The organism is Luteimonas viscosa (genome assembly GCF_008244685.1).
In the GTDB taxonomy this organism is placed as follows: Bacteria; Pseudomonadota; Gammaproteobacteria; order Xanthomonadales; family Xanthomonadaceae; genus Luteimonas; species Luteimonas viscosa.
Window position 1 is genome coordinate 2202421 of sequence record NZ_VTFT01000001.1, and the last position, 26197, is coordinate 2228617.

At 72.3% G+C, this 26197-nt stretch carries 23 protein-coding genes; 8 read left to right on the top strand and 15 right to left on the bottom strand.

Annotated features, from left to right (window positions below):
• Positions 1 to 30: 30 nt before the first annotated feature.
• Positions 31 to 1200 (bottom strand): hypothetical protein, encoded by a 1170-nt coding sequence (locus FZO89_RS09735; RefSeq protein ID WP_149103067.1) that lies wholly within the window; start codon positions 1198 to 1200, stop codon positions 31 to 33.
• A gap of 142 nt (positions 1201 to 1342) precedes the next feature.
• On the opposite strand from FZO89_RS09735, the gene FZO89_RS09740 reads away from it, so the two are divergent.
• From FZO89_RS09740 to FZO89_RS09760, 5 genes are all read left to right on the top strand, one after another.
• Positions 1343 to 1870, top strand: coding sequence for a hypothetical protein (locus FZO89_RS09740; protein WP_149103068.1), 528 nt, complete (start codon positions 1343 to 1345; stop codon positions 1868 to 1870).
• Between the two features lie 85 nt (positions 1871 to 1955).
• Positions 1956 to 2495 carry an ECF-type sigma factor gene (locus FZO89_RS09745; protein ID WP_149103069.1) on the top strand — a complete coding sequence of 180 codons (540 nt, stop codon included), beginning with the start codon at positions 1956 to 1958 and terminating at the stop codon, positions 2493 to 2495.
• Between the two features lie 4 nt (positions 2496 to 2499).
• Positions 2500 to 5328, top strand: coding sequence for a serine/threonine-protein kinase (locus FZO89_RS09750; RefSeq protein WP_149103070.1), 2829 nt, complete (start codon positions 2500 to 2502; stop codon positions 5326 to 5328).
• Positions 5329 to 5455: 127 nt separating this feature from the next.
• A complete protein-coding gene (locus FZO89_RS09755) occupies positions 5456 to 5977 on the top strand; it encodes a copper resistance protein NlpE (RefSeq protein WP_149103071.1) in 522 nt (173 codons plus the stop codon).
• A gap of 383 nt (positions 5978 to 6360) precedes the next feature.
• Complete coding sequence (locus FZO89_RS09760; RefSeq protein WP_149103072.1) at positions 6361 to 8313, top strand: YadA-like family protein; 1953 nt, start codon at positions 6361 to 6363, stop codon at positions 8311 to 8313.
• Between the two features lie 82 nt (positions 8314 to 8395).
• Here FZO89_RS09760 and FZO89_RS09765 read toward each other — a convergent pair whose 3' ends face one another.
• Entirely contained in the window at positions 8396 to 9199 is an 804-nt protein-coding gene (locus FZO89_RS09765) for a TatD family hydrolase (RefSeq protein WP_149103073.1), read from the bottom strand.
• 190 nt (positions 9200 to 9389) lie between these two features.
• Here FZO89_RS09765 and hrpB point away from each other — a divergent pair, with 190 nt between their 5' ends.
• On the top strand, positions 9390 to 11903 hold the full coding sequence (hrpB, locus tag FZO89_RS09770) for an ATP-dependent helicase HrpB (RefSeq protein WP_149103074.1): 2514 nt from the start codon (positions 9390 to 9392) through the stop codon (positions 11901 to 11903).
• Positions 11904 to 12379: 476 nt separating this feature from the next.
• Positions 12380 to 12739, top strand: coding sequence for a hypothetical protein (locus FZO89_RS09775; RefSeq protein WP_149103075.1), 360 nt, complete (start codon positions 12380 to 12382; stop codon positions 12737 to 12739).
• 105 nt (positions 12740 to 12844) lie between these two features.
• Here the strand turns inward: FZO89_RS09775 and FZO89_RS09780 are convergent, their stop codons facing one another.
• From FZO89_RS09780 to FZO89_RS09795, 4 genes are all read right to left on the bottom strand, one after another.
• On the bottom strand, positions 12845 to 13945 hold the full coding sequence (locus tag FZO89_RS09780) for a hybrid sensor histidine kinase/response regulator (RefSeq protein ID WP_187471111.1): 1101 nt from the start codon (positions 13943 to 13945) through the stop codon (positions 12845 to 12847).
• 61 nt (positions 13946 to 14006) lie between these two features.
• The gene (locus tag FZO89_RS09785) at positions 14007 to 14609 is read right to left on the bottom strand and encodes a pseudouridine synthase (protein ID WP_149103077.1); all 603 of its coding nucleotides are present in this window, start codon (positions 14607 to 14609) and stop codon (positions 14007 to 14009) included.
• A 205-nt stretch (positions 14610 to 14814) separates the two neighbouring features.
• Positions 14815 to 15705, bottom strand: coding sequence for a class I SAM-dependent methyltransferase (locus FZO89_RS09790; protein ID WP_149103078.1), 891 nt, complete (start codon positions 15703 to 15705; stop codon positions 14815 to 14817).
• 66 nt (positions 15706 to 15771) lie between these two features.
• A complete protein-coding gene (locus tag FZO89_RS09795; protein WP_149103079.1) occupies positions 15772 to 16671 on the bottom strand; it encodes a LysR substrate-binding domain-containing protein in 900 nt (299 codons plus the stop codon).
• A gap of 99 nt (positions 16672 to 16770) precedes the next feature.
• Between FZO89_RS09795 and FZO89_RS09800 the strand changes: the two genes are divergently transcribed.
• A complete protein-coding gene (locus tag FZO89_RS09800; protein WP_149103080.1) occupies positions 16771 to 16986 on the top strand; it encodes a hypothetical protein in 216 nt (71 codons plus the stop codon).
• A 186-nt stretch (positions 16987 to 17172) separates the two neighbouring features.
• On the opposite strand, the gene FZO89_RS09805 is transcribed toward FZO89_RS09800, so the two are convergent.
• The 9 genes from FZO89_RS09805 to FZO89_RS09845 form a co-directional block, all read right to left on the bottom strand.
• Positions 17173 to 19407 (bottom strand): NADP-dependent isocitrate dehydrogenase, encoded by a 2235-nt coding sequence (locus FZO89_RS09805; protein WP_149103081.1) that lies wholly within the window; start codon positions 19405 to 19407, stop codon positions 17173 to 17175.
• Positions 19408 to 19630: 223 nt separating this feature from the next.
• Complete coding sequence (locus tag FZO89_RS09810; RefSeq protein WP_149103082.1) at positions 19631 to 20107, bottom strand: hypothetical protein; 477 nt, start codon at positions 20105 to 20107, stop codon at positions 19631 to 19633.
• Positions 20108 to 20158: 51 nt separating this feature from the next.
• The gene (locus FZO89_RS09815; RefSeq protein WP_149103083.1) at positions 20159 to 20521 is read right to left on the bottom strand and encodes a LysM peptidoglycan-binding domain-containing protein; all 363 of its coding nucleotides are present in this window, start codon (positions 20519 to 20521) and stop codon (positions 20159 to 20161) included.
• 88 nt (positions 20522 to 20609) lie between these two features.
• Entirely contained in the window at positions 20610 to 21428 is an 819-nt protein-coding gene (gene queF / locus FZO89_RS09820) for an NADPH-dependent 7-cyano-7-deazaguanine reductase QueF (protein WP_149103084.1), read from the bottom strand.
• A 93-nt stretch (positions 21429 to 21521) separates the two neighbouring features.
• Positions 21522 to 22052 carry a DinB family protein gene (locus tag FZO89_RS09825; RefSeq protein WP_149103085.1) on the bottom strand — a complete coding sequence of 177 codons (531 nt, stop codon included), beginning with the start codon at positions 22050 to 22052 and terminating at the stop codon, positions 21522 to 21524.
• Between the two features lie 30 nt (positions 22053 to 22082).
• Positions 22083 to 23390 (bottom strand): amidohydrolase, encoded by a 1308-nt coding sequence (locus FZO89_RS09830; protein ID WP_149103086.1) that lies wholly within the window; start codon positions 23388 to 23390, stop codon positions 22083 to 22085.
• A 30-nt stretch (positions 23391 to 23420) separates the two neighbouring features.
• Entirely contained in the window at positions 23421 to 23882 is a 462-nt protein-coding gene (locus FZO89_RS09835) for a VOC family protein (RefSeq protein ID WP_149103087.1), read from the bottom strand.
• On the bottom strand, positions 23879 to 25186 hold the full coding sequence (locus FZO89_RS09840; RefSeq protein WP_149103088.1) for an amidohydrolase: 1308 nt from the start codon (positions 25184 to 25186) through the stop codon (positions 23879 to 23881). The genes FZO89_RS09835 and FZO89_RS09840 overlap by 4 nt, the downstream gene beginning before the upstream one ends.
• A 141-nt stretch (positions 25187 to 25327) precedes the next feature.
• Entirely contained in the window at positions 25328 to 25972 is a 645-nt protein-coding gene (locus tag FZO89_RS09845; protein WP_149103089.1) for a mechanosensitive ion channel family protein, read from the bottom strand.
• Positions 25973 to 26197: the final 225 nt, after the last annotated feature.

Below are 26197 nucleotides of genomic sequence, written 5' to 3' on the forward strand. Positions count from 1 at the left end.
TCCTCGTCGAGGCCCTCCGCTCGCGCGCGTTCAGCGGCGCAGCGTCAGGTAGCTCGCGTACCACTGCATCGGATCGTCGGTGTTGTTGTCCTGGAACAGCGCGCTGCCGCGGCCGTCGCCGTTGAGGCCCAGCCCGAGCAGGTGGTGGTCGCTGTTGGTGAAGGTGAACTCGAAGCCTTGCAGGGCGTCGATGCGGGCGCCGCCGGGCAGGGGCTGGCGGCTGCGGTCGGTGCCGGCCAGGCCGCCCCGGCTCGCCACCTGGCTGTTGGGGATCCAGGCGTACTGCACGGTGACCCGGTAGCCGCGGTACTGGCCCGAGTTCTGCCGGATCGCCCGGCTCGTGGCGCGGGTGCCGGCGACCACGCTGCCCGTTTCCAGCAGGCCCGGCAGCGGGACCAGCATGCTCGCCGCCATCGCGCCCAGGCTGGCCTCGAGGCCGCGGAAATCCAGGCCCTGGTCGTCGGTGAGCGAGACCCGGGCGATGTTGCGTTCCGGGTCCAGCCAGACCGCGACGTTGCGCAGGTTGGCGTCGCTGCCGTCGGCGCGGCGGAACTCGAACCCCGACAGCACCAGGGTCGAATCGCGTGGCGCCTGGCCGGGCAGGCGGATGTCGAACTTGCCGCCGCCGTCGGCGGTCACCTGCTGCACCTTCGCGCCGGGCAGCGAGGTCAGCAGGACCCGGCCGCGGAACGGGTCGTCGCCGTTCTGGTCGGCCAGGGCCAGGCGCGCGAACCGCTCTTCGCCCAGCACCCCGATCCGGCGCAGCTTGTGGTCGCCGTTGAGGAAGCGCAGTTCAAAGCCCGCCATCGCCCAGCCGCCGGGCAGCGGCTTGTCGAGCGCCGCCGGGCCGTTGTCGCGCAGGCCCTGGATCTGGGCCCGATGCAGTTCGAGGTGGCCGCGTGGCGGGGGCGCCTGCACCTGCGCCTGCGCCGGCACGACCACGCGCCGGTTCGGCTGCGCAGGCACCACCACCCGCGCACCCTCACGCTGCGAACGCTGCGGCGGTGCGACCTGCACCCCCGATCGTTGCGCCGGCGGCTTGACCTGCACCCCGGTCCGCTCCGGCGGTGGAGTCACCTGCACCCCGGACCGCTCGGCCGGAGGCGTCACCTGGACCTGGGCGGCCGCGGGTGCCCCTCCGCCCAGGCACAGCAGCAGGGCGATGGAGAGGGTGGACGAACGCAGCGGCGGGACGCGCATGGGAAGCTCCGGCAGAGGGATGGACACCAGCGCATCCGCAAGTCCTGGTCGGCGACTGCCACGCCCGCGCTGGCAGTCGCGCGCCGCGTTGCGCGGATGCCCCCTCAGCCACCCCTGTTCCGGGGGTCGGGGAGGGATGCCGATGTACCGGATCGCCGCACCGAGCCTGCTGTTCGTCCTGGCCGCCTGTTCGGCGCCTTCCCCCGACAAACTGGCCGACAGGGCCGCCGAACAGGCTGCGGCCGCTGCGGTCGATGCCGCCAGCGACGGCAGGGTCCGGTTCGACCCGGCCGAGGGCACGCTGCAGGTGGAGGACGACGACACGCGCATGCAGTCCGGCGGCCCCGCCGGCATGGCGCGGCCGGACTGGTGGCCCGCGGACGTCGACCTGCCGCAGGCGCATGTGATCCGCCAGGTGGTGCGCAGCGGTTCCGACCAGCTGCTGGTGGTGACCGTGCCGCAGGCCGGCAGCGCGATCCACGGGCAGATCGAGCAGGGCATGCATGGCCACGGCTGGACCACGGCCAGCGCGTCGCAAGCAGCCGACGGTGCCGGCATGGCGATGTTCCACAAACCGGGCCGCGAGGCCACCGTGATGGTGATGCCCGCGCGCAGGGCCGGCGACGCGACCACCCTCACCTATCGCCTGCGCCAGGCCGGCACCCGGTGAGTCGATGACGGGCGGCCACCGCGCCGCGGCCCCAGGTTGGCTACCCTGTGGTCCGGGCTCGCGCCCGGGCACGGGGTTGCCTCGCATGGGAAACGAGATCACGCAGTTGCTGGAGCGGGCGGCCGCCGGCGAACCGGCGCAGCTGTCCGAAGTCTTCGAGCGGCTCTATCCGCAGCTGCGGCAGATCGCGGCGGCGCGCCTACGTCCGGGCGAACGCACGCTGACGCCGACCGTGCTGGTGCACGAGCTGTACCTGCGCGCGACGTGCGGCGAACCGCTCAACGCCAGCAGCCGGCGCCACTTCTTCACCACGGCGGCCAAGGCGATGCGCTGGATCCTGGTCGACCACGCGCGGCGACGGGCGGCGGGCAAGCGCGGCGGCGACCTGCTGGAGGTGACCCTGACCGAATCGCTGCCCGGCGCGCCGGCGTCCGACGTGCTCGGGGTGCACGAAGCGCTGGAGGCACTGGGCGAGATCGCTCCGCAGCAGCGCGACATCGTCGAGCTGCACTACTTCGGCGGCCTGGAGTTCGCAGAGATCGCCGCCGTACTCGAGGTGTCGGAACGCACCGTCTACCGCCAGTGGCAGCGGGCCCGCGCGTTCCTGCACGCCCAGCTGGACTGACGCCGTGGACCGCCAGGCACGCGAGGCATGGAAGGCGGCCGACGCCATCCTCGATGCGCTGCTGGACCTGCCGCTCGACCAGCGCGAGGCGCACCTGCAGGCCCTGGCCCCGGCGCCCGAAGTCGCGGCTCGGGTGCGCAGGCTGCTGGCCGGCAGCGCCAGCGAAGGGCCGCTGGACCGACCCCTGCCTCCTCTCGACCCCCTGGAGGCACTCGAACCGGCCACGGAGCCGTCGCTGGAAGGACGGCGCCTGGGCCGCTGGCGGCTGCAGGAACTGCTGGGCGAAGGCGGCATGGCCGTGGTCTATCGCGCGATCTCGGCCGCGCCGCCGCTGGGCCAGCAGGCGGCGTTGAAGATCCTCAGCCTGGCGGCGCTCGCGCGCGGCGGGCGCGAGCGCTTCCTGCGTGAACAGTCGGTGCTGGCGCGTCTGCGCCATCCCTACATCGCCGCGCTGTACGAAGCCGGCGTGGACGACGACGGCACGCCGTGGCTGGCGATGGCGCTGGTGGAAGGCCAGCGCATCGACCAGTGGTGCCAGGCGCGCGGCCTGGGCCTGTCGGCACGCCTGGACCTGGTCGGGCAGGTGGCCGAGGCGCTCGAGTACGCGCATCGCAACCTGGTCGTGCATCGCGACATCAAGCCGTCGAACGTCCTGGTCGACGAGGACGGCCTGGTCCGGCTGCTGGACTTCGGCATCGGTCGCGAACTGTCGTCCGCGGCCACCCGCACCATGCAGCACGCGCTGACCCCGGAATACGCTGCGCCCGAGCAGTTCGACGGCCAGGACACCGGCACCGCCGCCGACGTCTACGGCCTGGCCGCGCTCACGTACCGCCTGCTCACCGGCAGCGCGCCGCACGACGCCCTCGTGGTGCGCGCCCATTCGCCGGAGCGGCCGTCCACGCGCGCCGCGCATGCCCCCGCCGGCAGCCTGGAACGCGGGTTCGCCCCGCGCCTGCGCGGCGACCTGGACGCGATCCTGCTGCGCGGCCTGGCCCAGGACCCGGCGCAGCGCTATCCCAGCGTGGAAGCCCTCGTCGCCGACCTGCGCAATTACCGCGCGCGGCGTCCGGTGCGCGCACGCGCCCCCAGCGCCGGTTACCGGCTGCGCCGGTTCGCGCAGCGCAACCGCTGGCCGCTGGCGGCGGGTGCGGTCCTGGCCCTGTCCCTGCTGGGCGGCGGCCTGGGGGTGTTCTGGCAGGCGCAGCGGGCGGAACGGGCCGCGCAAGAGGCGCAACTGCAACTGCGCTACCTCGATTCGCTGCTGCGCGAGATGGCGCCCTCCACGGCCGAAGCCAGGCAGCCGGACCGCTCGCGCCTGATCGCATCGGCCGCGGCGCATGCCCGCCAGGATCTGGCCAGCCAGTCCGCGGCGCTGGCCACGGTGCTGCTGACCCTGGCGGAGATCGCGCAGGCCGCGGGCGAGCACGGGCATTCGGCGCAGCTGGCCGCGGAAGCAGCCGGACTGCGGGACGGGCTCGACGGGCGCGACAGTCCGGGCTTTGCCGAGGCGCTGGTGGTCCGCGGCCGCGCGCTGTGGTCCGACCGCAACCTGGGCGGCGATCCCGAGGCGCTGGCGGAACAGGCGCTGGCGATCCTCGAACGCAAGGCCCCGGACTCCGAAGCGCACATGCGTGCGCTGCTGCTGCAGCAGCAGCTCGACCAGGGCCTGGACCGGGCCGCGCGCGCCAAGGCCACCGGCGACCGCATGCTGGGCTGGTGCCGGGCGCGCGACCGGCAGCCGGTCGAGTTGTGCGGCGAGGTGCTGCTGGCGGTCGCCTCGCTGCAGGACCGCCAGGGCTACGTGCGCGAAGCCGAGCGCACCTATACCGAACTGATCGAACTCGAGGCCATGCGCGCCGGCGGCGACCACGCGCGGACCCTGCAGGTGCGCACGCGGCACGCCCGCGCGGTGCTGCGGCTGGGCGACGCGGCGCGTGCGGCCGCGCTGCTCGAACCGGTGCTGGCCGCGCAACTGCGCATCTACGACGGCACCACGCCCGAACTCGCCGCCACCCGCGGCGCGCTGGCCGAATCGCTGACCACCCTGGGCGACTTCGCCCGCGCGCGCGAACTGCACGAGGCGCAGCTGGCCGAGCTGGTCGACCAACGCGGCAGCGGCCATCCCGACGTGGCCGCGTACCTGGGCAACTTCGGCGTATTCCTGATGAAGGCCGGCGACTTCGAGGGCGCGCTGGCGCGTCTGGCCGAATGCGCCGCCGGCTACGCCACGCTCGGCGGCCCCGACCATGCCGGTGTGCACGTGTGCAACGGCAACCGCGCCGACGTCCTGCGCGAGATGGGCCGTGCGGCCGAAGCCGAACCGCTCAGTCGCGCGGCGCTGAAGGGGATCCGCGATGCGTTCGGCGAGGATTCGCCGCTGCTGGCCCCACGCTACAGCAACCTCGGCCGTGTGCTGCTGGCGCTGGGCCGCGACGACGAAGCCCTGCCCGTGCTGGACCGCGCCCGCGCCGCCTACGCCGCACGCGGCAACCCGATGGCCGCGCTGATGCGCCTGCACGCGGTGGAAGCCAGGGTCCGGAGCGGGCGGGTGCCGCCCGCGCGTGGCTGGGACCAGGCGCAGGCGGCGCGGCGGCAGCTCGAGGCCGGGTTTCCGACACGCAACCCGATGCGCATCGCGATGCTGGCGCCGCTGGCCCGGATCGCCTGCCGCGCGCCGCTGCAGCTGCCCTGCGCCGCGCAACGCGACGAAGCCCTGACCGCGATGGCCCAGCCGACGAGTCCGGCCGACGCCCGCCGCCAGATCGACCTGGCGCTGCAGGCTACTGCGCAGGCGGCTGCGGGCACCCGGTTCGCCGGCACCGGGCAGTAGGCGAGCAGGCCGGCCGGCGCGGGGCGGGTCGGCGTCCGGGCAGTGGCAGTCGTCCGCGCCGGAGCGCGGATGCATCCAGGTACACCGGCCATCGGGGCCGGCGCTGCACAACCCGGGAGGGAATGCGATGAACGGCAAGGCCACGATCCTCGGCGTCCTGGCGGCGGTCGCCGCGGGACTGCCCGCGGCCCCGGCAAGGGCGCGCGATGCCTGCCTGGTCGGCAGCTGGAGCCCGGTGGGCAATGGCGCGGCGGAGTGGGTGCAGCGACAGGCGCCGGGGATGAAGATGATGGTCACCCAGCAGGTGGCCACCCTGCGCCTGGGCGCCGATGGCCACTACAGCCTGCAGTCGCAGGTGCGGGCCGAAGCCGGCAACGAAGGCCGGAGCGCGCGCAGCGACGGCACGTTTTCCGCCCGCGGCAGCTGGAGCAGTGCCGACGGCAAACTGACGCTGGCGCCCACGGCATCGACCACCGACGGCAAGGTGGAACTGGGCGCGGGCAACGGGCCGACCACCGGCTTCGCCCTGCCGAAGTCGGGCGCGCAGGCCACGATCCACGAGTACGCCTGCAAGGGCGACGTGCTGGAAACCCGGATGCCGATTCCCGGGGTCGCCGACCCGATCGTGCAGCGCTACCGCAGGCAGTGAGCGCAACGCGGCGCGGCGCGGGCGGACCGCGTTGTTGCCGGTCGGCATGGCCGGGGCGCCGTGCGCCGGGGCGGAGTGGGGGCTGGCGACGCGGCCGATGACGCCGCCGCCGCGCCGCCGCTCATCGATGGCGGGCACTGCGCGTTCGCATACGGGTCCGGACCGCGTTGACCTGGGCGCCGGTGGCGGCGCGGTTTCCTGCCCGGCGCAGCGCGCGCCGATCCGCGAGGCGGGGAGGTGTGGACGCGTCCGCCACCGAAGGATGGCAGCCGGAGCGTCCGCTTGACGGATGTCCTGTGCAGGCGCGGATCGCGCCGCGGCCGCGTCGCGGCCGCCACGGGCCAGGCCGGCCGCTTCCGGCCCCTGCATACGGGAACATGCACATGAAGATCTCCAGCACGCGTCGTCCGCTGACCGCGGCCCTGCTCATCGTCCTCGGCCTGGCGGCGGGCGCCGCGGCGGCCGGCGAAACCTGCGAGCTGAGTAGCGGTGGCCCCGGCGGCGCCGTCGCCGACCCCAGTGTCGATGCCTTCGCCTGTGGCCAGGGCGCGCAGGCGACGGCCGCGAACGCCACCGCCGTGGGCGCGGACGCCACCGCCACCGGGTTCGCCGCCGTTGCCGTGGGCCTCGCCAGCGAGGCGACCGCGCAGGCGTCCACCGCGGTCGGCGCAGGCGCCGAAGCCAGCGGCTACATGAGTTCGGCGAGCGGTGCCGGCTCCACCGCGAGCACCGCCGGCAGCGTCGCCTCGGGAAGCTACTCGGTCGCGAGCGGCAACGGTGCGGTCGCGCTCGGCGGCTGGGTGGACAGCAACGGCGACAACGTCGTGAACATCGACGAGCGCACCACGGCCAGCGGCTGGGACGCCACCGCCATCGGCAACCGTGCCCAGGCCAGCGGCACCGAGAGCACCGCGCTGGGCGCGCGCAGCCAGGCGGCCGGGGCGAACTCCCTTGCAGGAGGCGTCGCCAGCGACGCCTCCGGGGCAAACAGCACCGCGCTTGGCCATGGCAGCATCGCCAGCGGCGACCTGAGCGTCGCCAGTGGCGCCAACAGCGAGGCGACCCAGGAGGCGAGCAGCGCGTTCGGCGTCCAGAGTGCGGCCACCGGCATCGGCGGCACCGCCGTCGGCTTCGCCAGCCAGAGCAGCGGATTCCATTCGCTGGCCAGCGGCGGCTACGCCGTCGCCAGCGGCGATTCCGCGACCGCGATCGGCTTCCAGAGCGTGGCGAGCGGGGCTGGCGCCAACGCCATCGGCGTGTTCGCCACCGCCAGCGGCCAGCAGAGCACGGCGATCGGCACTGCCAGCCAGGCCAGCAACCGCGAAACCGTGGCGTTGGGCAACGCCAGCGTGGCGAGCGGCGAGGGCGCGACGGCCATCGGCTACGCCGCCTCGGCCGTCGGCGCAAACGCCACCGCCACCGGCTACTTCAGCAGCGCCGCCGGTAGCCAGGGCGCCGCCTTCGGGACCGGCAGTTCCTCTGCAGGCAATCAGAGCACGGCCATCGGCGCGTTCTCGAGCGCGGGGGCCGACACCGCCACCGCGCTCGGCCACACCAGCCTGGCCAGCGGCTTCGGCAGCACCGCCCTGGGCAACAGCAGCCAGGCCACCGCCACCGGCAGCGTCGCGCTGGGCTACGGTTCGGTGGCCGACCGCGACGGCAGCGTGTCGGTCGGCACCACGGTCAGCCAGCGCCAGATCGTCAACGTCGCCGCCGGCACCCAGGGCACCGACGCGGTGAACCTCGACCAGCTGCAGGCCACGCTGGCCACGGCCAACGCCTACACCGATACCGCGGTCGCCACCGGCGGCACGGCCGCCAATGCCTACACCGACAACCGCGAAGTGGCGATCCGCGCCGACATGGAAGCGGGCGATACCGCGGCCGTGGACGCGGCCAACGACTACACCGACACCCGCGAAACCGCCATCCGCAGCGATCTCGACGCCGGCGACGCCGCCACCCTCAGCGCCGCCAACAGCTATACCGACACCCGCATCGCCGATCTCGTCGGCTTCGATCCCGGCGCGCTCAACGGGCGCATGGACGCGCTCGAGGACAGCTTCGCCGACCTCGACGGACGCCTGCACCGCCAGGACCGCCGCATCGACCGCCAGGGGGCGATGGGCGCTGCGATGCTCAACATGGCCATCAACGCCGCGGGCAGCAACAGCCCGCGCGGGCGGATCGCGGTGGGCGCCGGCTTCCACGGCGGCGAGCAGGCGTTGTCGATCGGCTACGGCCGGCGCATCGGCCAGCGCGCCTCGTTCTCGCTCGGTGGCGCGTTCAGCGGCGGCGAACGTTCGGGCGGCATCGGTTTCGGCGTCGATCTCTAGGCGTTCAGGCGCAAGCACTCACCCCCGGCTCGCTCCGCACGGCCGGGGTGGGGCTCGCGCAGGTCTGCCGATCGTGGTGGCGTCAGTCTGCGCCCGGTGGCGGGAGACGGAAGAAGGCAGCCGCCGTCGCCGCACTGGCGGCGGCGGTGGTCGCCACATCCTCGCCGCGGTCGCGCGCCAGTTCCTCCACGATGTGCGGCAGGAAGGCCGGTTCGTTGCGGCGCTCCTTCGGCATCGGCCGGAGCGTGCGCGGCAGCAGGTAGGGCGCGTCGGTTTCCACCATCAGACGGTGGGCCGGGATGTTCTTCACGATCTCGCGCAGGTGCGCGCCACGGCGCTCGTCGCACAGCCAGCCGGTGATGCCGATGTGCCAGTCCTGGTCGAGGTAGTCGAACAGCTCCTCGCGCGTGCCGGTGAAGCAGTGCACCACTGCCGGACCGAGCCTGCCGTCGAACCCGCGCATGATCGCCATGAAATCGGCATGCGCGTCGCGCTGGTGCAGGAACAGCGGCTTGCCGGTGTCGACACCGATCTGCAGCTGGCGTTCGAAGGCCTTGCGCTGCGCCGGGCGCGGGGAGAAATCGCGGAAGTAGTCGAGACCGGTTTCGCCCACGGCCACGACTTCGGCATGCGTATGCAGCGCGCGCAGTTCGGCATCGCACTCGTCGGTGTACTCGACCGCGTGGTGTGGGTGCACGCCGGCGGTGGCGGACAGCACGCCCGGATGCGCCTGCGCGAGCGCCAGCGCCCGCGGCGAATGCGCGCGGCTGGCGCCGGTGACGACCATGCGCGCAACGCCGGCCTCGCGGGCACGCGCGAGCACCGCGTCGCGGTCGCGGTCGAAGCTGTCGTGGGTGAGGTTGGCGCCGATGTCGATGAGGTGCACGGGATCGGGATCGTGATGGGTGATTCGATATGGTCGCTGGCCTTCATGCGGGCAGCGATCGCGGACGGCAAGGGCGCATCGCAGCAGGGCTGCGTGGGCTCGCCGCAGGCAGGATCCCTGCGTCCCGTTTCCGTGTGAACCCGGCGACCGACCGCGGAGTTTACCGGTTGCCGGCTCGTACACTGCGCGCGTGAGCGCAACCGCCTTTCCCATTTCCCCGCTGCTGCCCGAGATCGTGCGCAGCCTCGACGCCCATTCGCGCCTGGTGCTGGAGGCGCCGCCCGGGGCCGGCAAGACCACGCAGGTGCCGCTGGCGCTGCTCGACGCGCCGTGGCTCGCCGGCCGCAGGATCGTGATGCTCGAGCCGCGCCGCGTCGCCGCGCGCAGCGCCGCGATGTTCATGGCGCGGCAGCTGGGCGGCGAGGTCGGCGACTCGGTCGGCTACCGCATCCGCTTCGAGACGCGGGTGTCCGCACGGACCCGGATCGAGGTGGTCACCGAAGGCATCCTCACCCGGATGCTGCAGGACGATCCGATGCTCGAGGGGATCGGCGCGCTGCTGTTCGACGAATTCCACGAACGGCACCTGGCCGGCGACCTCGGGCTGGCGCTGGCGCTCGACGTGCAGTCGGGCCTGCGCGAGGACCTGCGGATCGTGGCGATGTCGGCCACGCTCGATGGCGAGCGCCTGGCGCAATGCCTGGACGCGCCGCGCCTGTCCAGCCAGGGCCGCAGCTTCCCGGTGGCGATCGAGCATTTTCCCGCGCGTCGCGACGAGGCGCTGTTGCCGCAGGTGCGGCGCGCGGTCGAACACGCGCTCGCGCGGCATCCCGGCGACGTGCTGGTGTTCCTGCCGGGGCGGCGCGAGATTTCACAGCTCGAGGCGGCCCTGGCGCAGGCGGGCAGCGGCGCGCAGGCAACCGGTGTCGAGGTGCTGGCGCTGCACGGCGATCTCCCGGTCGAGCAGCAGGCGCGCGTGCTGCAGCCGGCCGCGGACGGCCGCCGGCGCGTGGTGCTGGCGACCAATGTCGCCGAATCCAGCGTCACCCTGCCGGGCGTGCGCGTGGTGGTCGACAGCGGCCTGGCGCGCGAGCCGCGCTACGACCCCAACAGCGGCTTCTCCCGACTCGATGCGGTGGCGATTTCGCAGGCGTCGGCCGACCAGCGTGCGGGCCGCGCCGGTCGCGTCGCGGAGGGTTTCGCCTACCGCCTGTGGCCGGCGTCGCAGCGGCTGGAGCCGCAGCGACGGCCCGAAATCATGCAGGTCGAACTGGCGGGACTGGCGCTGGAACTCGCCGCCTGGGGCGATGCCGACCTGCGCTTCGTGGATCCGCCGCCATCGGGTGCGATGGCGGCGGCGCGCGAACTGCTGCAACGGCTCGACGCGCTCGATGCGCAGGCGCGCATCACTCCGCACGGGCGGCGCATGCTCGCGCTGGGCACCCATCCGCGGCTGGCGGCGATGCTGCTGGCGGCGCGCGACGATGGCGAGCGCGCACTGGCCTGCGACCTCGCCGCGCTGGTGGAGGCGCGCGATCCGCTGCGCGCGCGCAGCGACGGCTGGCGCGAACGCTGGCTGGCGCTGGCCGCGTTCCGCAGCGGTCGCGCCGGCGGCGACGCGCATCGCGGCACGCTGGCGACGGTCGATGCCGCAGCGAAACAATGGCGCCGTCGTGCGGGCGCGAAGGCGCCGCCGCGCGCCGACCTGCCGGCGCACGCGCTCGGCGACCTGCTCGCGCATGCCTTCCCCGACCGCATCGGCCGCGTCCATGCGCGCGATCCGCAGCGTTACCAGCTCGGCAACGGGCGCATGGCGCGGCTCGCCGACGACAGCACGCTGCGCGGCGAGCCGTGGATCGTCGCCAGCGAGCTGCGCCTCGAGGCGAAGGATTCGCTGCTGCTGCGTGGCGCGGCGGTCGACGAGGCGCGGCTGCGCGAGGATTTCGCCACGCATTTCGTCGAACGCGACGAGGTGCGCTGGGACGCGGGCAGGCGCGCGCTGGTGGGCGAACGCGTGCGCCGCTTCGACGGCATCGTGCTCGATGCGCGTCCCGCCGGGCGCGTCGATCCGGTGCTGGCGGCGCAGGCCCTGAGCGATGCGGTGGCCGCGCTCGGACTCGATGCCCTGCCCTGGAGCGAGGGCCTGCGGCAGTGGCGCGCGCGGGTGCAGTCGCTGCGCGCCTGGTTGCCGGAGCTCGGCCTGCCGGACCTCTCCGACGAGACGCTGCTGGCCACGCGCGACGACTGGCTGCGGCCGTTGTTCGCCGGCGCGACGCGGCTCGATGCGCTGTCGGCCGAGGCCTTCGGCGAGGCCCTGCGCGCGCGGCTCGACTGGGCGCTGCGCCAGCGCGTCGAGCAGCTCGCCCCGGCGCGGATCGCCGTGCCTTCAGGCCAGGAGCGGCGGATCGAATATGCGCTGGGCGCCGACGGCGCGCCGCAGGCGCCGGTGCTCGCGGTCAAGCTGCAGGAACTGTTCGGGCTGGCCGAAACGCCGCGCATCGCCGACGGCCGGATGCCGCTCACCCTGCACCTGCTCTCGCCCGCCGGGCGGCCGCTGCAGGTGACGCAGGACCTGCGCGGATTCTGGGAACGCACCTATCCGGAAGTGCGCAGGGAGATGAAGGGCCGGTATCCGCGGCATCCCTGGCCGGAAGATCCCTGGAACGCCACGGCCACGCATCGCGCGAAACCGCGCGGGACGTGAGCGGCGCTACCGGCCGCTTCATTGATATCGCCCGTGGCGACGGTGGCGGTGTGCGGCTCGTCGGGTTCAGTGTGGCGCGGCCAGGCAAAGCATGCGCCGCTTGAAACGGCATGCACTTTCCTTCTCCCTCCGGGAGAAGGTGCCCCAAGGGCGGATGAGGGGACGGCGAAGAGCCGACAACCGAACCATCGTGGCTTCGCCGTCCCCTCACCCCAACCCCTCTCCCGGAGGGAGAGGGGCTTCAAAGCCGACCGCCGCCAAGGTCAAACCATCGACGTTCCCGGCAACGCCGGGGGTCTCCCCCAGAACGAGTGAACGGCGCGATCCGCCGCGTTATCGGCATCGCCCGTGGCGACGACGGTGCGGGTATCTGGCTGCCGGTGGTGAGGTGTCGCGCGCCGCGCGCTCACGCCGTGGCGACGTTCGCTGCCGCAGACTGTTGCCGCATCGCACCCCGCCTTCAGGACCCACCCCCCATGAGCAGACTCGATTCGTATTCCGGCAAGGTGATGGACCTGGTGGGCCAGGTCGGCGACAGCCTCCGCACCTCGCTGCCGGACAGCACCGGCAAGTGGCTTCAGACCGGCGCCGCGCTGGGCGTGGCCAAGACCGGCACCCGCGTGGTCGGCAGCTTCATCCGCCGCAATCCGGCGGTGGCCGTGGCCGCCGCGGTGGGCGCGGGGGCGCTGTGGTTCCTCGCCCATCGCCACCGCGCCAGGCAGCAGGCAGAGGGCGAGGTGATCGAAGGCAAGGCCCGGCGCATCGAGCCGCGGCGTTCGCCGCGCAAGGCGGCCCCGCGCCGCAGTTCGCGCACGAAGACCAGTACCGACGAATAGCCGTCCCGGCGAGCTCCGGATCGCCCCGAGGGCGCACGCGTTCCGCAGCCTGCGAGGCTTGCCGGCCACGCAAGCGCGACCATTCGGGTCAGGCCGGCACGCGGGTCAGGCCGGCGCTTCCGGAAGTTCGAGGATGAAGCGGGCGCCGCCGCCCTCGCGGTCCTCGTAGCGCAGGTCGCCACCGCTGGCGCCGATGATCTGCCGCGCCAGCGACAGGCCCAGTCCGGTGGAATCGGCGTCGGTGGCGGTGTCGCCCGACCCGATCCGGAAGAACGGGGTGAACAGCGACGACTGCTGGGCCGGCGGGATGCCCGGGCCCCGGTCCTCGACCCGCAGCTGGCGGAAGCCGGGCGCACCGGGCTGCACCGACAGCTCGATGTCGCTGCCCGGCGCGTACTTGATCGCGTTGCTGATCAGGTTCTCGCACACCTGGCGCAACACCAGCGGATCGACCGCCACGTCCACCTCCTGCACCGACCCGATGCGCAGGCGCGCGCCGCGGTCCTCGAGCTGCAGCGCGTAGCGCTGGTCCACCCAGCGCACCATCTCGCCCAGGCATGCGCGCGACGGTGCCAGCGCGTCGCGCGATCGCGCCGACGCCTGCGTTTCCAGATAGCGGCGGATGTAGCCCAGCGCATCCTCGGCGCTGTCGCGCACCATCTGCAGGTAGCGCGGTACGCGGTCCTCGCGGGTCTGCCCGGTGATCAGCATGTCGCTGGCGAAGAAGATGCTGGTCAGGGGATTCTTCAGGTCGTGCGCCACCAGGTTCACCAGCTCCTGCCGCTCGCGCGCCACGCGCTCGAGGCGGTCGCGGGTGAGCTTCAGGCCGATGTGCGCCTGCACGCGGGCCAGCAGTTCCTCGGGCATGAACGGCTTGGTGACGTAGTCGACCGCGCCCGAGTCGAAGGCGCGCAGCAGCAGGTCGCGGTCGTGGGCGGCGGTCAGGAACACCACCGGCACCCCGGACCAGGCCGGGTTCTGGCGCAGTTCCTCGAGCAGGTCGAAGCCGTCCATGCCGGGCATCATCATGTCCAGCAGCATCAGGTCGGGCAGTTGCTGCTGCAGCCGCTGCAAGGCGTCCTCGCCGCTTTCGGCGGTGTACACCGAAAAGCCCTGGCGCGACAGCAGCGCGCTGATGATGCGCAGGTTGGACGGCTGGTCGTCGACCACCAGCACCCGTCCGGCGTTGTTTTTCGCGTTCGGCATGGTGCTCCGGCTGTCCCCTGCGACCGACGGGTTGCCGGCCACGGCCCCCGGACCGGAAACGTTAGCAGACCGGTCGACCGCCGGGAATCGGCGCGCTTGTCGCGCCACCGCCAGTGATGTCCTGGCCATCATCGACGGGGCGCCACGCGCCGGGCGCGAGCCCTCCGAGCGCATGTGCGCCGATCGCGACCCGCACCAGCCGCAGCGTCGGCAGGCCGACCGCGGCGGTCATGCGCCGCACCTGGCGGTTGCGGCCTTCGCCGATCGCCAGCCGCAGCCAGGCGTCGGGCACGGTCTTGCGGAACCGCACCGGCGGATCGCGCGGCCACAGCGCCGGCGGCTCGACCACCTCCGCCTGCGCCGGGCGCGTGCGCCCGTCGGCAAGCTCGATGCCGCCGCGCAGCGCGTCGAGCTGGGCGGCCGACGGCGTGCCCTCCACCTGCACCAGGTAGACCTTGGCCAGCTTGTGGCGGGGATCGGTGATGCGGTGCGCGAGCGCGCCGTCGTCGGTCAGCAGCAGCAGTCCTTCGCTGTCGTGGTCGAGCCTGCCGGCGGGGTACACCCCCGCCGGCAGGCCGAATCCCGCCAGCGTGGGGCGCGGCGGCGTACTGCGGTCGGTGAACTGGCAGAGCACGCCGTGAGGCTTGTTGAAGGCGATGAGCACGGCGGTGATTCGTGGGTGGGTGACTGGCGATTCGATCGTCCTTGCGGCGCACCCGGCGCACCGCTGTCCGGGCGTCGCGCCGAAGTGGGTCAAGTGCGGTGCTGGGGAGGCCTCGGCATTGCAAGGCGTACGTCCGCAAGGGCGAGAACGCGCGCGTCGAAGTGTCTCGCCCGCGCGCGCGGTGATGGTCCCTCGGGTGTGATGGTTACTCGCGGGCGGGCTTCACGAACCGCAACGTCATCCGGTCGCTCTCGCCGATCGCCTGGTACTTCTCCGCGTCCGCGGCGTCGTGGTTGTTGCCGGGCGGCAGTGTCCACACCCCGTTGGGATGGTCCTTCGTGTCCTTCGGGTTGGCGTTGACCTCGCTCTTGGCGTCGAGCTCGAAGCCCGCGGCCTCGGCCATCGCGATCACCTGCGCCTCGCCGACGTAGCCGCTCCTGTCGTCCGCCGGCACGTCGGCCTTCGCGCGATGCTCGACCACGCCGAGCACGCCACCGGGCTTGAGCACGTCGAAGAAGCCCTTGAACATGCCCTCGGCCTGGCCGCTGCCACGCCAGTTGTGGACGTTGCGGAAGGTCACGACCAGGTCCGCGGTGCCCGGCTCACCGAACTTCGGCGCGGCCGGATCGTAGGCCACGATGGTGGCCGCGTCGAACCGGGTCGGTGCATCGGCGAACATCTTCTCGAGGCCGTCCCTGCCGCGCTGCTGGTAGTCGCGGCCGCGGCCTTCGGGGAGGGCCGCCGGATCGACGATGGCGGCGACATAGTTGCCGTCCTTGCGCAGGTAGGGCGCGAGGATCTCGGCGTACCAGCCGCCGCCGGGGGTGATCTCGACCACGGTCTGGTCCGGCTTCAGGCCGAAGAACGACAGGGTTTCGGCCGGATGGCGATAGACGTCGCGCGCGCGGTTCTCCTCGCTGCGCCATTCGCCGGCGAGGATCGCCTGCATCGCCGCATCCGCAGCGGCGGCCGGTTCGGTCTGTGCGGGCGGCGCGGGCGGCGTATCGGCGGCGGTCGCGCTGAGTGCGGCGCTGGCCAGGGCGAGGGCGAGCAGCGAGGTCGCCAGCGTGGACGGGAAGGACGGGGTGCGGCGCATCGGGGATCTCCGGACGGAAACGAACGCGCAGCCTGCCACATCACCGCGTACGCCGGCGTGGTGGCGTCACGGCGCCGGGTCCGCGGCATGCTGCGCGTGTTCGCGCGCTTCCTCCAGGAGCCACTCGCGGAATACCCGGAAGCCGGAATGCGCGCGCGAGCGTTCCGGATACACCAGCCAGTGCCCGCTGCCGGTCCGCAGCCTCCGGTCCGACAGCGCCACCAGCTGGCCGGAATCCAGCAGCAGCCGCGCGCGGGTGGTCCGGCCCAGCGCGACGCCGACCCCCGCGAGCGCGGCGCGATGGTGCGCCTCGGTGTCGTCGAGCATCGCCACATAGCGCGTGGGCGGCGTCTGCCCGACATGGGCGAACCAGCGGTTCCACTGTCCGTCCGGGTCCCCCACCAGCGGCCATTGCGACAGCGGCGCGGCGCCGACGCCGCCCATGCGTTCGACCAGCGCCGGGCTGGCCATCGGCACCAGCCATTCGTCGAACAGCGGCTCGGCGACGGTGCCGGGCCATTGGCCGCGACCGATGCGCAGCGCCGCGTCGACCTCGTGATCGCGCGTGAAGTCGGCCACCGACTCGGTCGACTGCAGGTTGATCTCGACCGTCGGGTGCGCGGCGAGGAAGGCGCCCAGCCGCGGCACCAGCCATGCGGACGCCATCGACGGCAGCACGCTGATCGTGAGTACGTTCCCGCGTGCCGCGGCGAAGGGATGCAGTGCGTCGGCGATCGCGTCCAGGTGCGGCGCGATGCGGTCGAGCAGGCGCTGGCCGTCGACGGTCGCCGACACCCCGCGCGCGCCCCGGACCAGCAGCGGGTAGCCCAGCCGCTCTTCCAGCGCGCGCATCTGGTGGCTCAGCGCGCTGACGGTGAGGCTCAGCGATTGCGCGGCGCGGGTCAGGTTGCCGTGGCGGACCGCGGCGACGAAACCCTGCAGCGCATGCAGTGGAGGTCGTGACATGCCTTGAAAATCGTTCAAGCCTGGTTTGCGGAAGTTTCGCTTTTCCGCCCGAGATCATGCACCTATCTTTTAAACCACTCAAGGCAAAAGAGGTGCCGCATGAACATCTACGCCGGCCTGCTGTTCAACCAGGGCCACATTTCCGACCCGGGGCTGGCGCGTTCGCTGGCCCGGACCCCGCCCGTGCCATCGGCGGATGCTCCGCCCCCGGGGGCCCGCACCGGCCCGACAGCACCCGGGTCCGCGCGTCCACGCCTGCAGCTCCGACGGCGCTGGACGGAGCTGCAGGCGAGCCTGCTGTGGCCGTTGCGGTGAAGTCGCTTCCCGACTGCGTCGCGGGTCGCTTCCACTCAGGGGCAGGTGCCCGCGCGCGGGGCAGGCGACGGCGACGAGTCCGGTGGCGCTGCGCCGCGCGGATCGGCAGGCGATCGCGCGCTCCGCCTGCCGCGCCGGCGCCGGGCGCCACCACCGGCGCCGCCACCGGTACGGCCCGACCGGACCTCACTGCGTCGACAGCGTCCCGAGGATCGCGTTGAAGGTCTCGCTCGGGCGCATCGCCGCCGCCACCCGCGCCGGGTCCGGCCGGTAGTAGCCGCCGATGTCGATCGCGCGTCCCTGGACGGCCTTGAGCTCGGCCAGGATGTCCGTCTCCTTCTCCGCCAGCGACTGCGCCAACGGTGCGAACCGCGCCTTCAGCCCAGCATGCTCGTCCTGCGCGGCCAGCGCCTGCGCCCAGTACAGCGCGAGGTAGAAATGGCTGCCGCGGTTGTCGAGTTCGCCGACCTTGCGCGCGGGCGAGCGGTTCTCGTCGAGGATCCGGCCGTTGGCCTCGTCCAGCGCCTTCGCCAGCACCGGCGCGGCCGAGTTCAGCCAGCGCTGGCTGATGTGCTCGAGCGACGCGGCCAGGGCCAGGAATTCGCCCAGCGAATCCCAGCGCAGGTAGTTCTCCTCGAGGAACTGCTGCACGTGCTTGGGCGCGCTGCCGCCGGCGCCGGTTTCGAACAGCCCGCCGCCGGCCATCAGCGGCACGATCGAGAGCATCTTCGCGCTGGTGCCCAGCTCCATGATCGGGAACAGGTCGGTGAGGTAGTCGCGCAGCACGTTGCCGGTGACCGAGATCGTGTCCTGTCCCTGGCGGATGCGTTCGAGCGACAGCCGCATCGCCTCCACCGGCGGCAGCACGCGGATGTCGAGCGCGTCGAGCGTGTGGTCCTTGAGATAAGCCTCCACCTTGGCCAGCACCTGCGCGTCGTGGGCGCGGTCGCGGTCGAGCCAGAACACCGCCGGCGTCTGGCTGAGCGCGGCGCGGTCGACGGCGAGCTTCACCCAGTCGCGGATCGCCGCGTCGCGGGTACAGCACATGCGCCAGATGTCGCCGGCCTCGACCGCATGCTCGAACACCGTGTTGCCGGCGCTGTCCAGCACGCGGATGCGGCCTTCGCCCGGGGCCTGGAAGGTCTTGTCGTGGCTGCCGTACTCCTCGGCCTTCTGCGCCATCAGGCCGACGTTGGGCACGCTGCCCATCGTCGCCGGGTCGAACGCGCCGTTGGCCTTGCAGTCCTCGATCACCGCCTGGTAGATACCCGCGTAGCAGCGGTCGGGGATCACCGCCTTGGTGTCCTGCAGCTCGCCCGCGGCGTTCCACATGCCGCCGCCGTCGCGGATCATCGCCGGCATCGAGGCGTCGACGATCACGTCGGATGGCACGTGCAGGTTGGTGATGCCCTTGTCGGAGTTCACCATCGCCAGGCCCGGACGCGACGCGTACAGCGCGCCGATCCCGGTGGCGATCGCTTCGCGCACGTCCTCCGGCAGCGACGGCAGGCGCCCGTACAGATCGCCGATGCCGTTGGCCGGATCGAACCCGGCTTCGGCCAGCGCAGCCGCGTGCTTCTCCAGCACCGGCCGGTAGAACTCGCCCACCGCCACGCCGAACATGATCGGGTCGGAGACCTTCATCATCGTCGCCTTCAGGTGCAGCGAGAACAGCACGCCCTGCGCCTTCGCGTCCTCGATCTCGTTCGCGACGAACGCCGTCAGCGCCTTGCGCGACATGCGTGCGGCATCGACGATCTCGCCCGCCTGCACCTTCACCGCGTCCTTGAGCACGCGGCTGGCGCCGTCGGCGCCGGTGAACTCGATGCGCAGCGTGTCGGCGCGCTCGAACGTGGTCGACAGCTCGCTGCCGTAGAAATCGCCGTCGTCCATGTGCGCGACGTGCGACTTCGAACCCGCGCTCCACTTGCCCATCCGGTGCGGATGCTTGCGCGCGTAGGCCTTGACCGATTTCGGCGCGCGGCGATCGGAATTGCCCTCGCGCAGCACCGGATTGACCGCGCTGCCCATGGCCTTGCCGTAGCGGGCGCGGATGTCGCGTTCGTTCGCATCCCGCGGCTCGTCCGGATAGTCGGGCAGCGGATGGCCCTGGGCCTGCAGCTCCTTGATCGCGGCCTTGAGCTGCGGCACCGAGGCGCTGATGTTGGGCAGCTTGATGATGTTGGCTTCGGGCGTCTTCGCCAGCTCGCCGAGCTCGGCGAGGTCGTCGCTGACCCGCTGCGCCTCGTCCAGCAGGTCGGGGAACTGCGCCAGGATCCGCCCCGACAGCGAGATGTCGCGCGTTTCCACCGCGATGCCCGCGGCACCGGCGAACGCCTGCACGATCGGCAGCAGCGAGGCGGTGGCCAGGAACGGGGCCTCGTCGGTCAGGGTGTAGAGGATCTTCGGCGTGTCGGGCATGCGGGGACCTGTTGGACGAAAATGGAAGCGCGCCGTGGGCAGGGCCGGCGTGGCGCAGGGGAATGCGCGTCGGGCGACGCGAGCGGGAGCGCGCATTGTCGCGGTTTGCGCCAGCGCGGGCAAAGCGGCTGCGTGCTGCACTGCGGCGTGCGCCGGCATCCCGGCATGCGAAAAGGGCGCGGCCATCGCCGCGCCCTCTGGTGTCCACCTTCCGCGAACGCAGTTACTGCACGGTGAACTCGCTGGTGTTGACCACCGCGCCGTCCATCGACACTTCCACCTGGTACCTGCCGGTGGGCCAGCCATCGGGCTTGCTGATGTGGAAGTCGGTGACCTGCGGGCCGGCGGCGATGTCCTTGGTCTCTTCGGCGACCGTCTGGCTGCTGTCGAGATGGGTCCACTTCGCCGTCAACTGGCCGGGGGCGGCGCCGTCGGTGGCGACCGACGCGTGGATGGTGTCGCCCGCGGCGAAGGTGGTGAGCGGCGTGGCGATGGTGTTGTTGGCATCGATCGCGTTGCCCAGCGTGACCGAGGCGCTGCTCGCGGGCGCGGCGGGTGGCGGTACCGGCGCAGGCGCAGGCGTGGTCTCGGCCGGTGCGGCAGGCGGCGTGGGCGCGGGTTCTTCCTTCTTGCAGCCGATCAGGGCCACGCTGCCAATGGCGGCGGCGAGCAGGGCCTGCGACAGACGGGTGCGATTCATGGGTGTGTCCTCGAGGAAATTGGAGATTGAAGGGCGATGGACGACGCGCACTCAGGGGGCCGACGGGTCGTCGGGGCTGCCGTCGCCGTCGGTGTCGATCGCAGGCAGGCGGATCACCTGGCCCGGGAAGATCCGGTCCGGATCCTCGATCTCGTCGCGGTTGGCTTCGTGGATCTGCCGCCAGTACTTCGCCTTGCCGTAGGCGCGCTGCGCGATCGCGGACAGGGTGTCGCCCTTCTCGATCGTGTAGCTGCGCTCGCCGCCGGCGGTGCCGGGCACGGTGTCCGCGCCGCTGACCACGTTGGAGAAGTCGGGCCGGGCGCCGGCCAGGGTACCGCCGCTGCTGCCGCCGGTGGGCCTGGTGTTGGCGCCGCTCTGGACGTTGGAGAAATCGGGCTTCTTGTCGCTGCTCATTGGGAGGCTCCTCCCTGGTGGACGATCCAGCGGCGAAAGTGGCACGGCGGGCGTTAAGAAACCATCGCGACTGCCCGCGGGGCGGTACTCACTGGCGCAGGTCGCGACGCGCTGCGGGTGGCGCGATCCCGGCGCTGCCGCGCCAGGGATTGATGTCGAGCCCGCCGCGGCGGGTGTAGCGCGCCTCCACCGACAGCGCTTCCGGCCGGCAGCGTGCGAGCAGGTCGACGAAGATGCGTTCGACGCACTGCTCGTGGAATCCCGCGTGTTCGCGGAACGAGACCAGATAGCGCAGCAGCGCCGCGCGATCGATGCGCGGTCCGCGATAGGCGATGGAGACGCTGGCCCAGTCCGGCTGGCCGGTGACCGGGCAGTTCGACTTCAGCAGCTCGCTGCGCAGGACCTCGGAGACGTTCCCGCCGGCGTCCGCGTGCAGCAGGCCCGCGTCGGGCGGGCCATAGGTCTCGATCGCGATATCGAGCCCGTCGATGCAGGCCGCCTCGTCGATGATGTCGCCTTCGAACGGAGGCAGGCCGAAGGCGAAGCCGACCGGCGCGCCCGCGGACCGCGACAGGTCCTCGGCGATGCGGCTGCTCAGCGCCTCGGCCGTGTCGAATCGCGTCGAGTTCAGCGAGTTGAGGTAGAGCTTGAGCGATTTCGATTCGACCAGGTTCGGCGACGTGGCCGGCACGGTGATGGTCGCCGTCGCCGCCTGTGGCTTGCCGCGTCCGTCCAGCCAGGACAGTTCGTACGCATGCCAGCGGTCGTGGCCTGCGAACGGCAGCGCCTCGCCGATCCCGAGTTCGCCCCGCGCCGGCGCGCGCGGGATCGGGAACAGCAGCGAGGGGTCGTAGTGCGCGGGGTACGCGACTTCGCGGCCGAGGGGGGAGTGGTCGGGGGTGGGCATGGGGGCATTCTAGGGGCGAGTGCAGCGTGGGTCCGTCGTCATCGCGAGCGGCGCTGTTGATTCTCTCGCCAGCCGGCGCATGCCCACGTAGATCTACTGCACATACACCAGATAGTCCGTCACTCCCGGATCCACCCCAAGCTGCTGCATCAGCGTCGTCACCTGCCCGCGATGATGGGTCTGGTGGTTGAACAGGTGCGCTGCCGCGATCCAGGCGGGATGTTCGCGCTGTCGTCCATTGGAGGTGCGGTAGCGCATCGTCGTGGCGAGCAGCGTGTCGGTCAGTTCGGTCGCCCAGCGCACGATGACTTCGTCGGTTGCACGCCGTTGTGCGTGCAGTTCGTCGAAGTCCGCGTACAGTTCGTGGCGCAGCGAGGGAAACGTGTGCACGAGGGCGGCATCGGCCAGCGACGTCATCGCGGGAAACGCGGTGGCGAAGCGGCCGAGCCAGATGCGGTCGGCGAGCAGGATGTGGTTGAGGGTGCCGTGGATCGATCCGAAGAACGCGCCCAGGTCTCGCTTGCGCTGTTCATCGCCCAGTTCCGACACCCGGTCGAACAGGTTGTGGTTGAACTCGAGATTGTATTTCGCGAAGCCGCGGAACTGGTCCTGGTGCGCGCCCATGTCGTTTCCTTGCCGGGCCGGGGCCGCGGGTCAGGTGCCGGACCCTTCGAGGTAGTCCAGCGCCACCTGCAGCATCGCGCGGAAGCCGACGTCGAGCGCGCCTTCGTCGAGATAGAACTCCGGCGAGTGGTTGCTGGCCGCGGTGCGCGGGTCGGTGCCCTCCGGCGTGGCGCCGACGAAGAAGTACAGCCCCGGCACCTCGCGGGCGAAGAACGAGAAGTCCTCGGCGCCGGTGATCAGGCCGGGATCGACCACGTTGCCGGCGCCGACCGCAGCCTCCAGGCTCGGCACCAGCCGCGCGGTGAGCGCGGGATCGTTGGCGGTCACCGGATAGTTGTGGTCGAGCGGGATGGTGGCGTCGATGGTCGCGCCGTGCGCGGCGGCGACGTGTTCGGACACGTTGCGCAGGTCCTCGAAGATCGCCTCGCGCATGCCGTCGTCGAAGGTGCGGATGGTGCCGATCAGTTCCACCGAGTCGGGAATGATGTTGTGGCGGATGCCGCCCTTGACCGCGCCGAAGGTCACCACCGCCGGCAACCTGGTGATGTCGGTGCGGCGGCTGACGATGCTCTGCGCGGTGGACACGAGGTCGGCGGCGGCGACGATCGGATCGACCCCGTTCCATGGCCGCGAGCCGTGCGTCTGCCGGCCCTTCACCGTGATCTCGAACGTGTCCGATGCCGCCATCATCGGCCCGGGCCGGACCGAGACCTGGCCGACGTTGAGCGCCGAACCCACGTGCAGGCCGAAAACCGCGTCCGGCCTGAAATCGTCGAACACACCCTGTGCCAGCATTTCCTTCGCGCCACCCACCTCGCCCTCGGGAACGCCCTCCTCCGCAGGCTGGAACAGGAACATCACCTCGCCCGGCAGTTCGTCCTTCATCGCCACCAGCGCCTCGGCCAGGCCCATCAGGATCGCCACGTGCGCGTCGTGGCCGCAGGCATGCATCACGCCGACGGTCTCGCCGCGGAAGGTGGTGGTGACCTTCGACGCGAACGGCACGTCGACCCGTTCGGTCACCGGCAGCGCATCCATGTCGGCGCGCAGCGCGATGCGCGGGCCGGGCCTGCCGCCCTTGAGCACGGCGGTCACGCCGGTGGTGGCGATGCCGGTCTTCGGCTCCAGCCCGAGCGCGCGCAGGTGGTCGGCGACCAGCGCGGCGGTGCGGGTTTCGCGATTGCCCAGCTCCGGATGCTGGTGGATGTCGCGGCGCCATTCCACGACCCTGGCCTGCACGCGCTGTGCGGCCTCGGCGACCTCGCCGCGCTGCGCGGCCCCGGCGGGGAACGGTGCGATCGCGACAAGCAGGCAGCAGGCGAGCAGGGAACGGGACATGGGGAGTCTCCTGGCGGCAGTCACGGGATATTAAACGCGGATGCCGGGGCCCGTCCGCCCCGTCGCACCGGCGGGGTCGCCGTCACCGCCGCCGTCGCGCCGCCACACCGCCTCGATGTTGTGGCCGTCGGGGTCGAGGACGAATGCCGCGTAGTACCCGTCGCCGTAGCGGGGCCGGTCGCCGGGCGGCCCGTGGTCGATGCCTCCTGCCGCCACCGCCGCGCGATGGAACGCATCCACCTGCGCCCGATCGCCCGCAACGAAGGCGACGTGCACGCGAAGGCTCGTTGGCGCATCGCTGCGCAACCAGAGCAGCGGATCGGGAGGGACACCGTAACCCAGCGTGACGCCCCCGCGCGGGTTGGCGTGGCGGTCGAGCAGTCGCAGGCCCAGCGGCGCCAGCGCCTGCGTGTAGAAGCGTTCGCTGCGCGCGAGGTCGGCGACGGCGATGTCGAGGTGGTGGATGCGCGGCCGGTCCGCCGGCGCGGTCATCGCGCGCTCGCCGCGCCATCCAGGAAGTCGACCGTCGCCTGCAGCATCGCGCGCACGCCGAGGTCGAGCGCGCTTTCGTCCGGTGCGTACAGCGGCGAGTGGTTCATCGGCGCGCTCGCCAGGTCCTGGCCGCGTGGCGTGGTGCCGACGAAGAAGTACAGCCCCGGCACCACGTTGGAGAACTGCGAGAAATCCTCGGCGATCGTGTAGCGCGGCACCTCGACCACGTTGCCCGCGCCCGCCGCGCGCTCCAGCGACGGCCGCAGGCGCTCCACCAGCGCCGGATCGTTGCTGGTGGCCGGCGCGTTGCCGGCGACCTCGAGCGTCGCGCTGGCGCCGCTGGCCGCGGCGAAGTGCTCGGCGGTGTTGCGGAAGCGTGCGATCACGTCCTCGCGCACGCCGGCGTCGAAGGTGCGCAGGGTGCCGACCATCGTCGCCGCGTCGGGGATGATGTTGAAGCGCGTGCCCGACTGGATCTGGCCCGCCGTCAGCACCACCGGATGTGCGGTGATGTCGATCTGGCGGGCGATGATCGACTGCGCGCCCAGCAGCACCTGCGCGGCGACGGTGATCGGATCCACGCCGGCCCAGGGCTGCGAGCCGTGGGTCTGCCTGCCGGTGATCTCCAGGGTCCACTCGTCGGCGCTGGCCATGAACGGGCCGGCGCGCACGCCGATCTGTCCCGCGTGCAGGCGCGACCAGACGTGCAGGCCGAGTACCGCGTCGGGCTTGAAGTCGTCCCAGATGCCCTCGTCGAGCATGCGCTTCGCGCCCGCCACCTCGCCGGGCACCGGCGGGCCTTCCTCGGCCGGCTGGAACACGAACATCACCTCGCCGGCCAGCTCCTCGCGCATCGAGGCCAGCGCTTCCGCCACGCCCATCAGGATCGCCACGTGCATGTCGTGGCCGCAGGCGTGCATCACCCCCACCGGCTGGCCGCGGTACTCGCTCTTCACGGTGGACGCGAACGGCAGGCCGGTCGCCTCGGTGACCGGCAGCGCATCCATGTCGGCGCGCAGCGCGATCCGCGGGCCGGGCCTGCCGCCTTCCAGCACGGCGACCACGCCGGTCGGGCCGATGCCGGTGCGTGGTTCCATGCCGAGCGCGCGCAGGTGGTCGGCGACGACCTGCGCGGTGCGCGTTTCCTGGTTGCCGAGTTCGGGATGGCGGTGCAGGTCGCGCCGCCAGTCCACGACCTTCGGCTTCACCGCCTGCGCGCCGGCGGCGATGCGGTCGGGCGACTGCGCGCACGCGAGGGCGGGCAACAGGGCGAGCGCGAGCAGCGCGATGGCGGCACGGGACATGCGGGCTTCCGGTAGCGGGATGTCGACATCCTATGCCAGTCGGATGCCGGCCGCGGCTGGAGGGCTCCCTGCAGCGTGCGTGGGTCCGGGACGCGACGACCCGCGATCCAGTGGCGACAACGTGCGATGCGGATCGATCCGCTACGGAAAACTCGTCACCGCGGCCCCGCCCCCGCCACCCGTCGATGCCTGGGCGCCACCGTCGTCACGGCTGCCGGCGGGCGCGGGCTGCGGCACCGGCTCCCCGCGCCAGCGCCGCGTCGCGCGCTGGAAGAACAGGCTGTTGGGCACGCGCAGCAGGCTCTCGCCGCCGGCGGGATGGGTTTCCTCGAGGGTCACGAAGATCAGGTTCATGTCCACCACGCGGCCGGCGAGGCCCGCGCGTTCGCCGTTCTCCAGCAGTTCGATGTGGTCGTGCAGCCGGAACGGGCGCGTGAGCAACAGCAGCAGCGAGCAGAACACGTTGGTCAGCACGCTCCAGGCGGCGAAGAACGCGACCGCCGCCACCGCGGCGAACCCGGTGAACGCGGTCCACAGCACGCCGCCGGACACACCGAAGCGTTCCAGGATCATCAGCAGCGCACCGAACCCGATCACGAAGCCGGACAGCCGGCGCGCGCTGACCACGATCTGGATCGGCAGGTCGTAGCGCCGGTGCAGGCGGTTGACCAGGCGCCGCGCCAGCCAGCGCAGCACCAGCGCGCCGACCACGATCGCCAGCACCTGCAGCACCAGGTTGATCTCGCCGAGCCAGACGTGGAGCCAGGGCGGCAGGTAGGCTTTCATCGACGAGGGGACCAGGGCGGCGCGGCGAGCGGGGGTTCCATTCTAGATCCTGCGCCTGGCATCTCCGGGGCGGATCGCGGCGCGCGACCGCTGCCGGCGACGGAGAGCGACGCCGGTCCGGGCGCATGCCAGCGGCATCGTGCGATCGACGTGCAGCGCGATGCGGACCGCGCATGCTGCACGACAGCAATCATCATGACCGCGACCGCGGCGGCGGGACGGTAT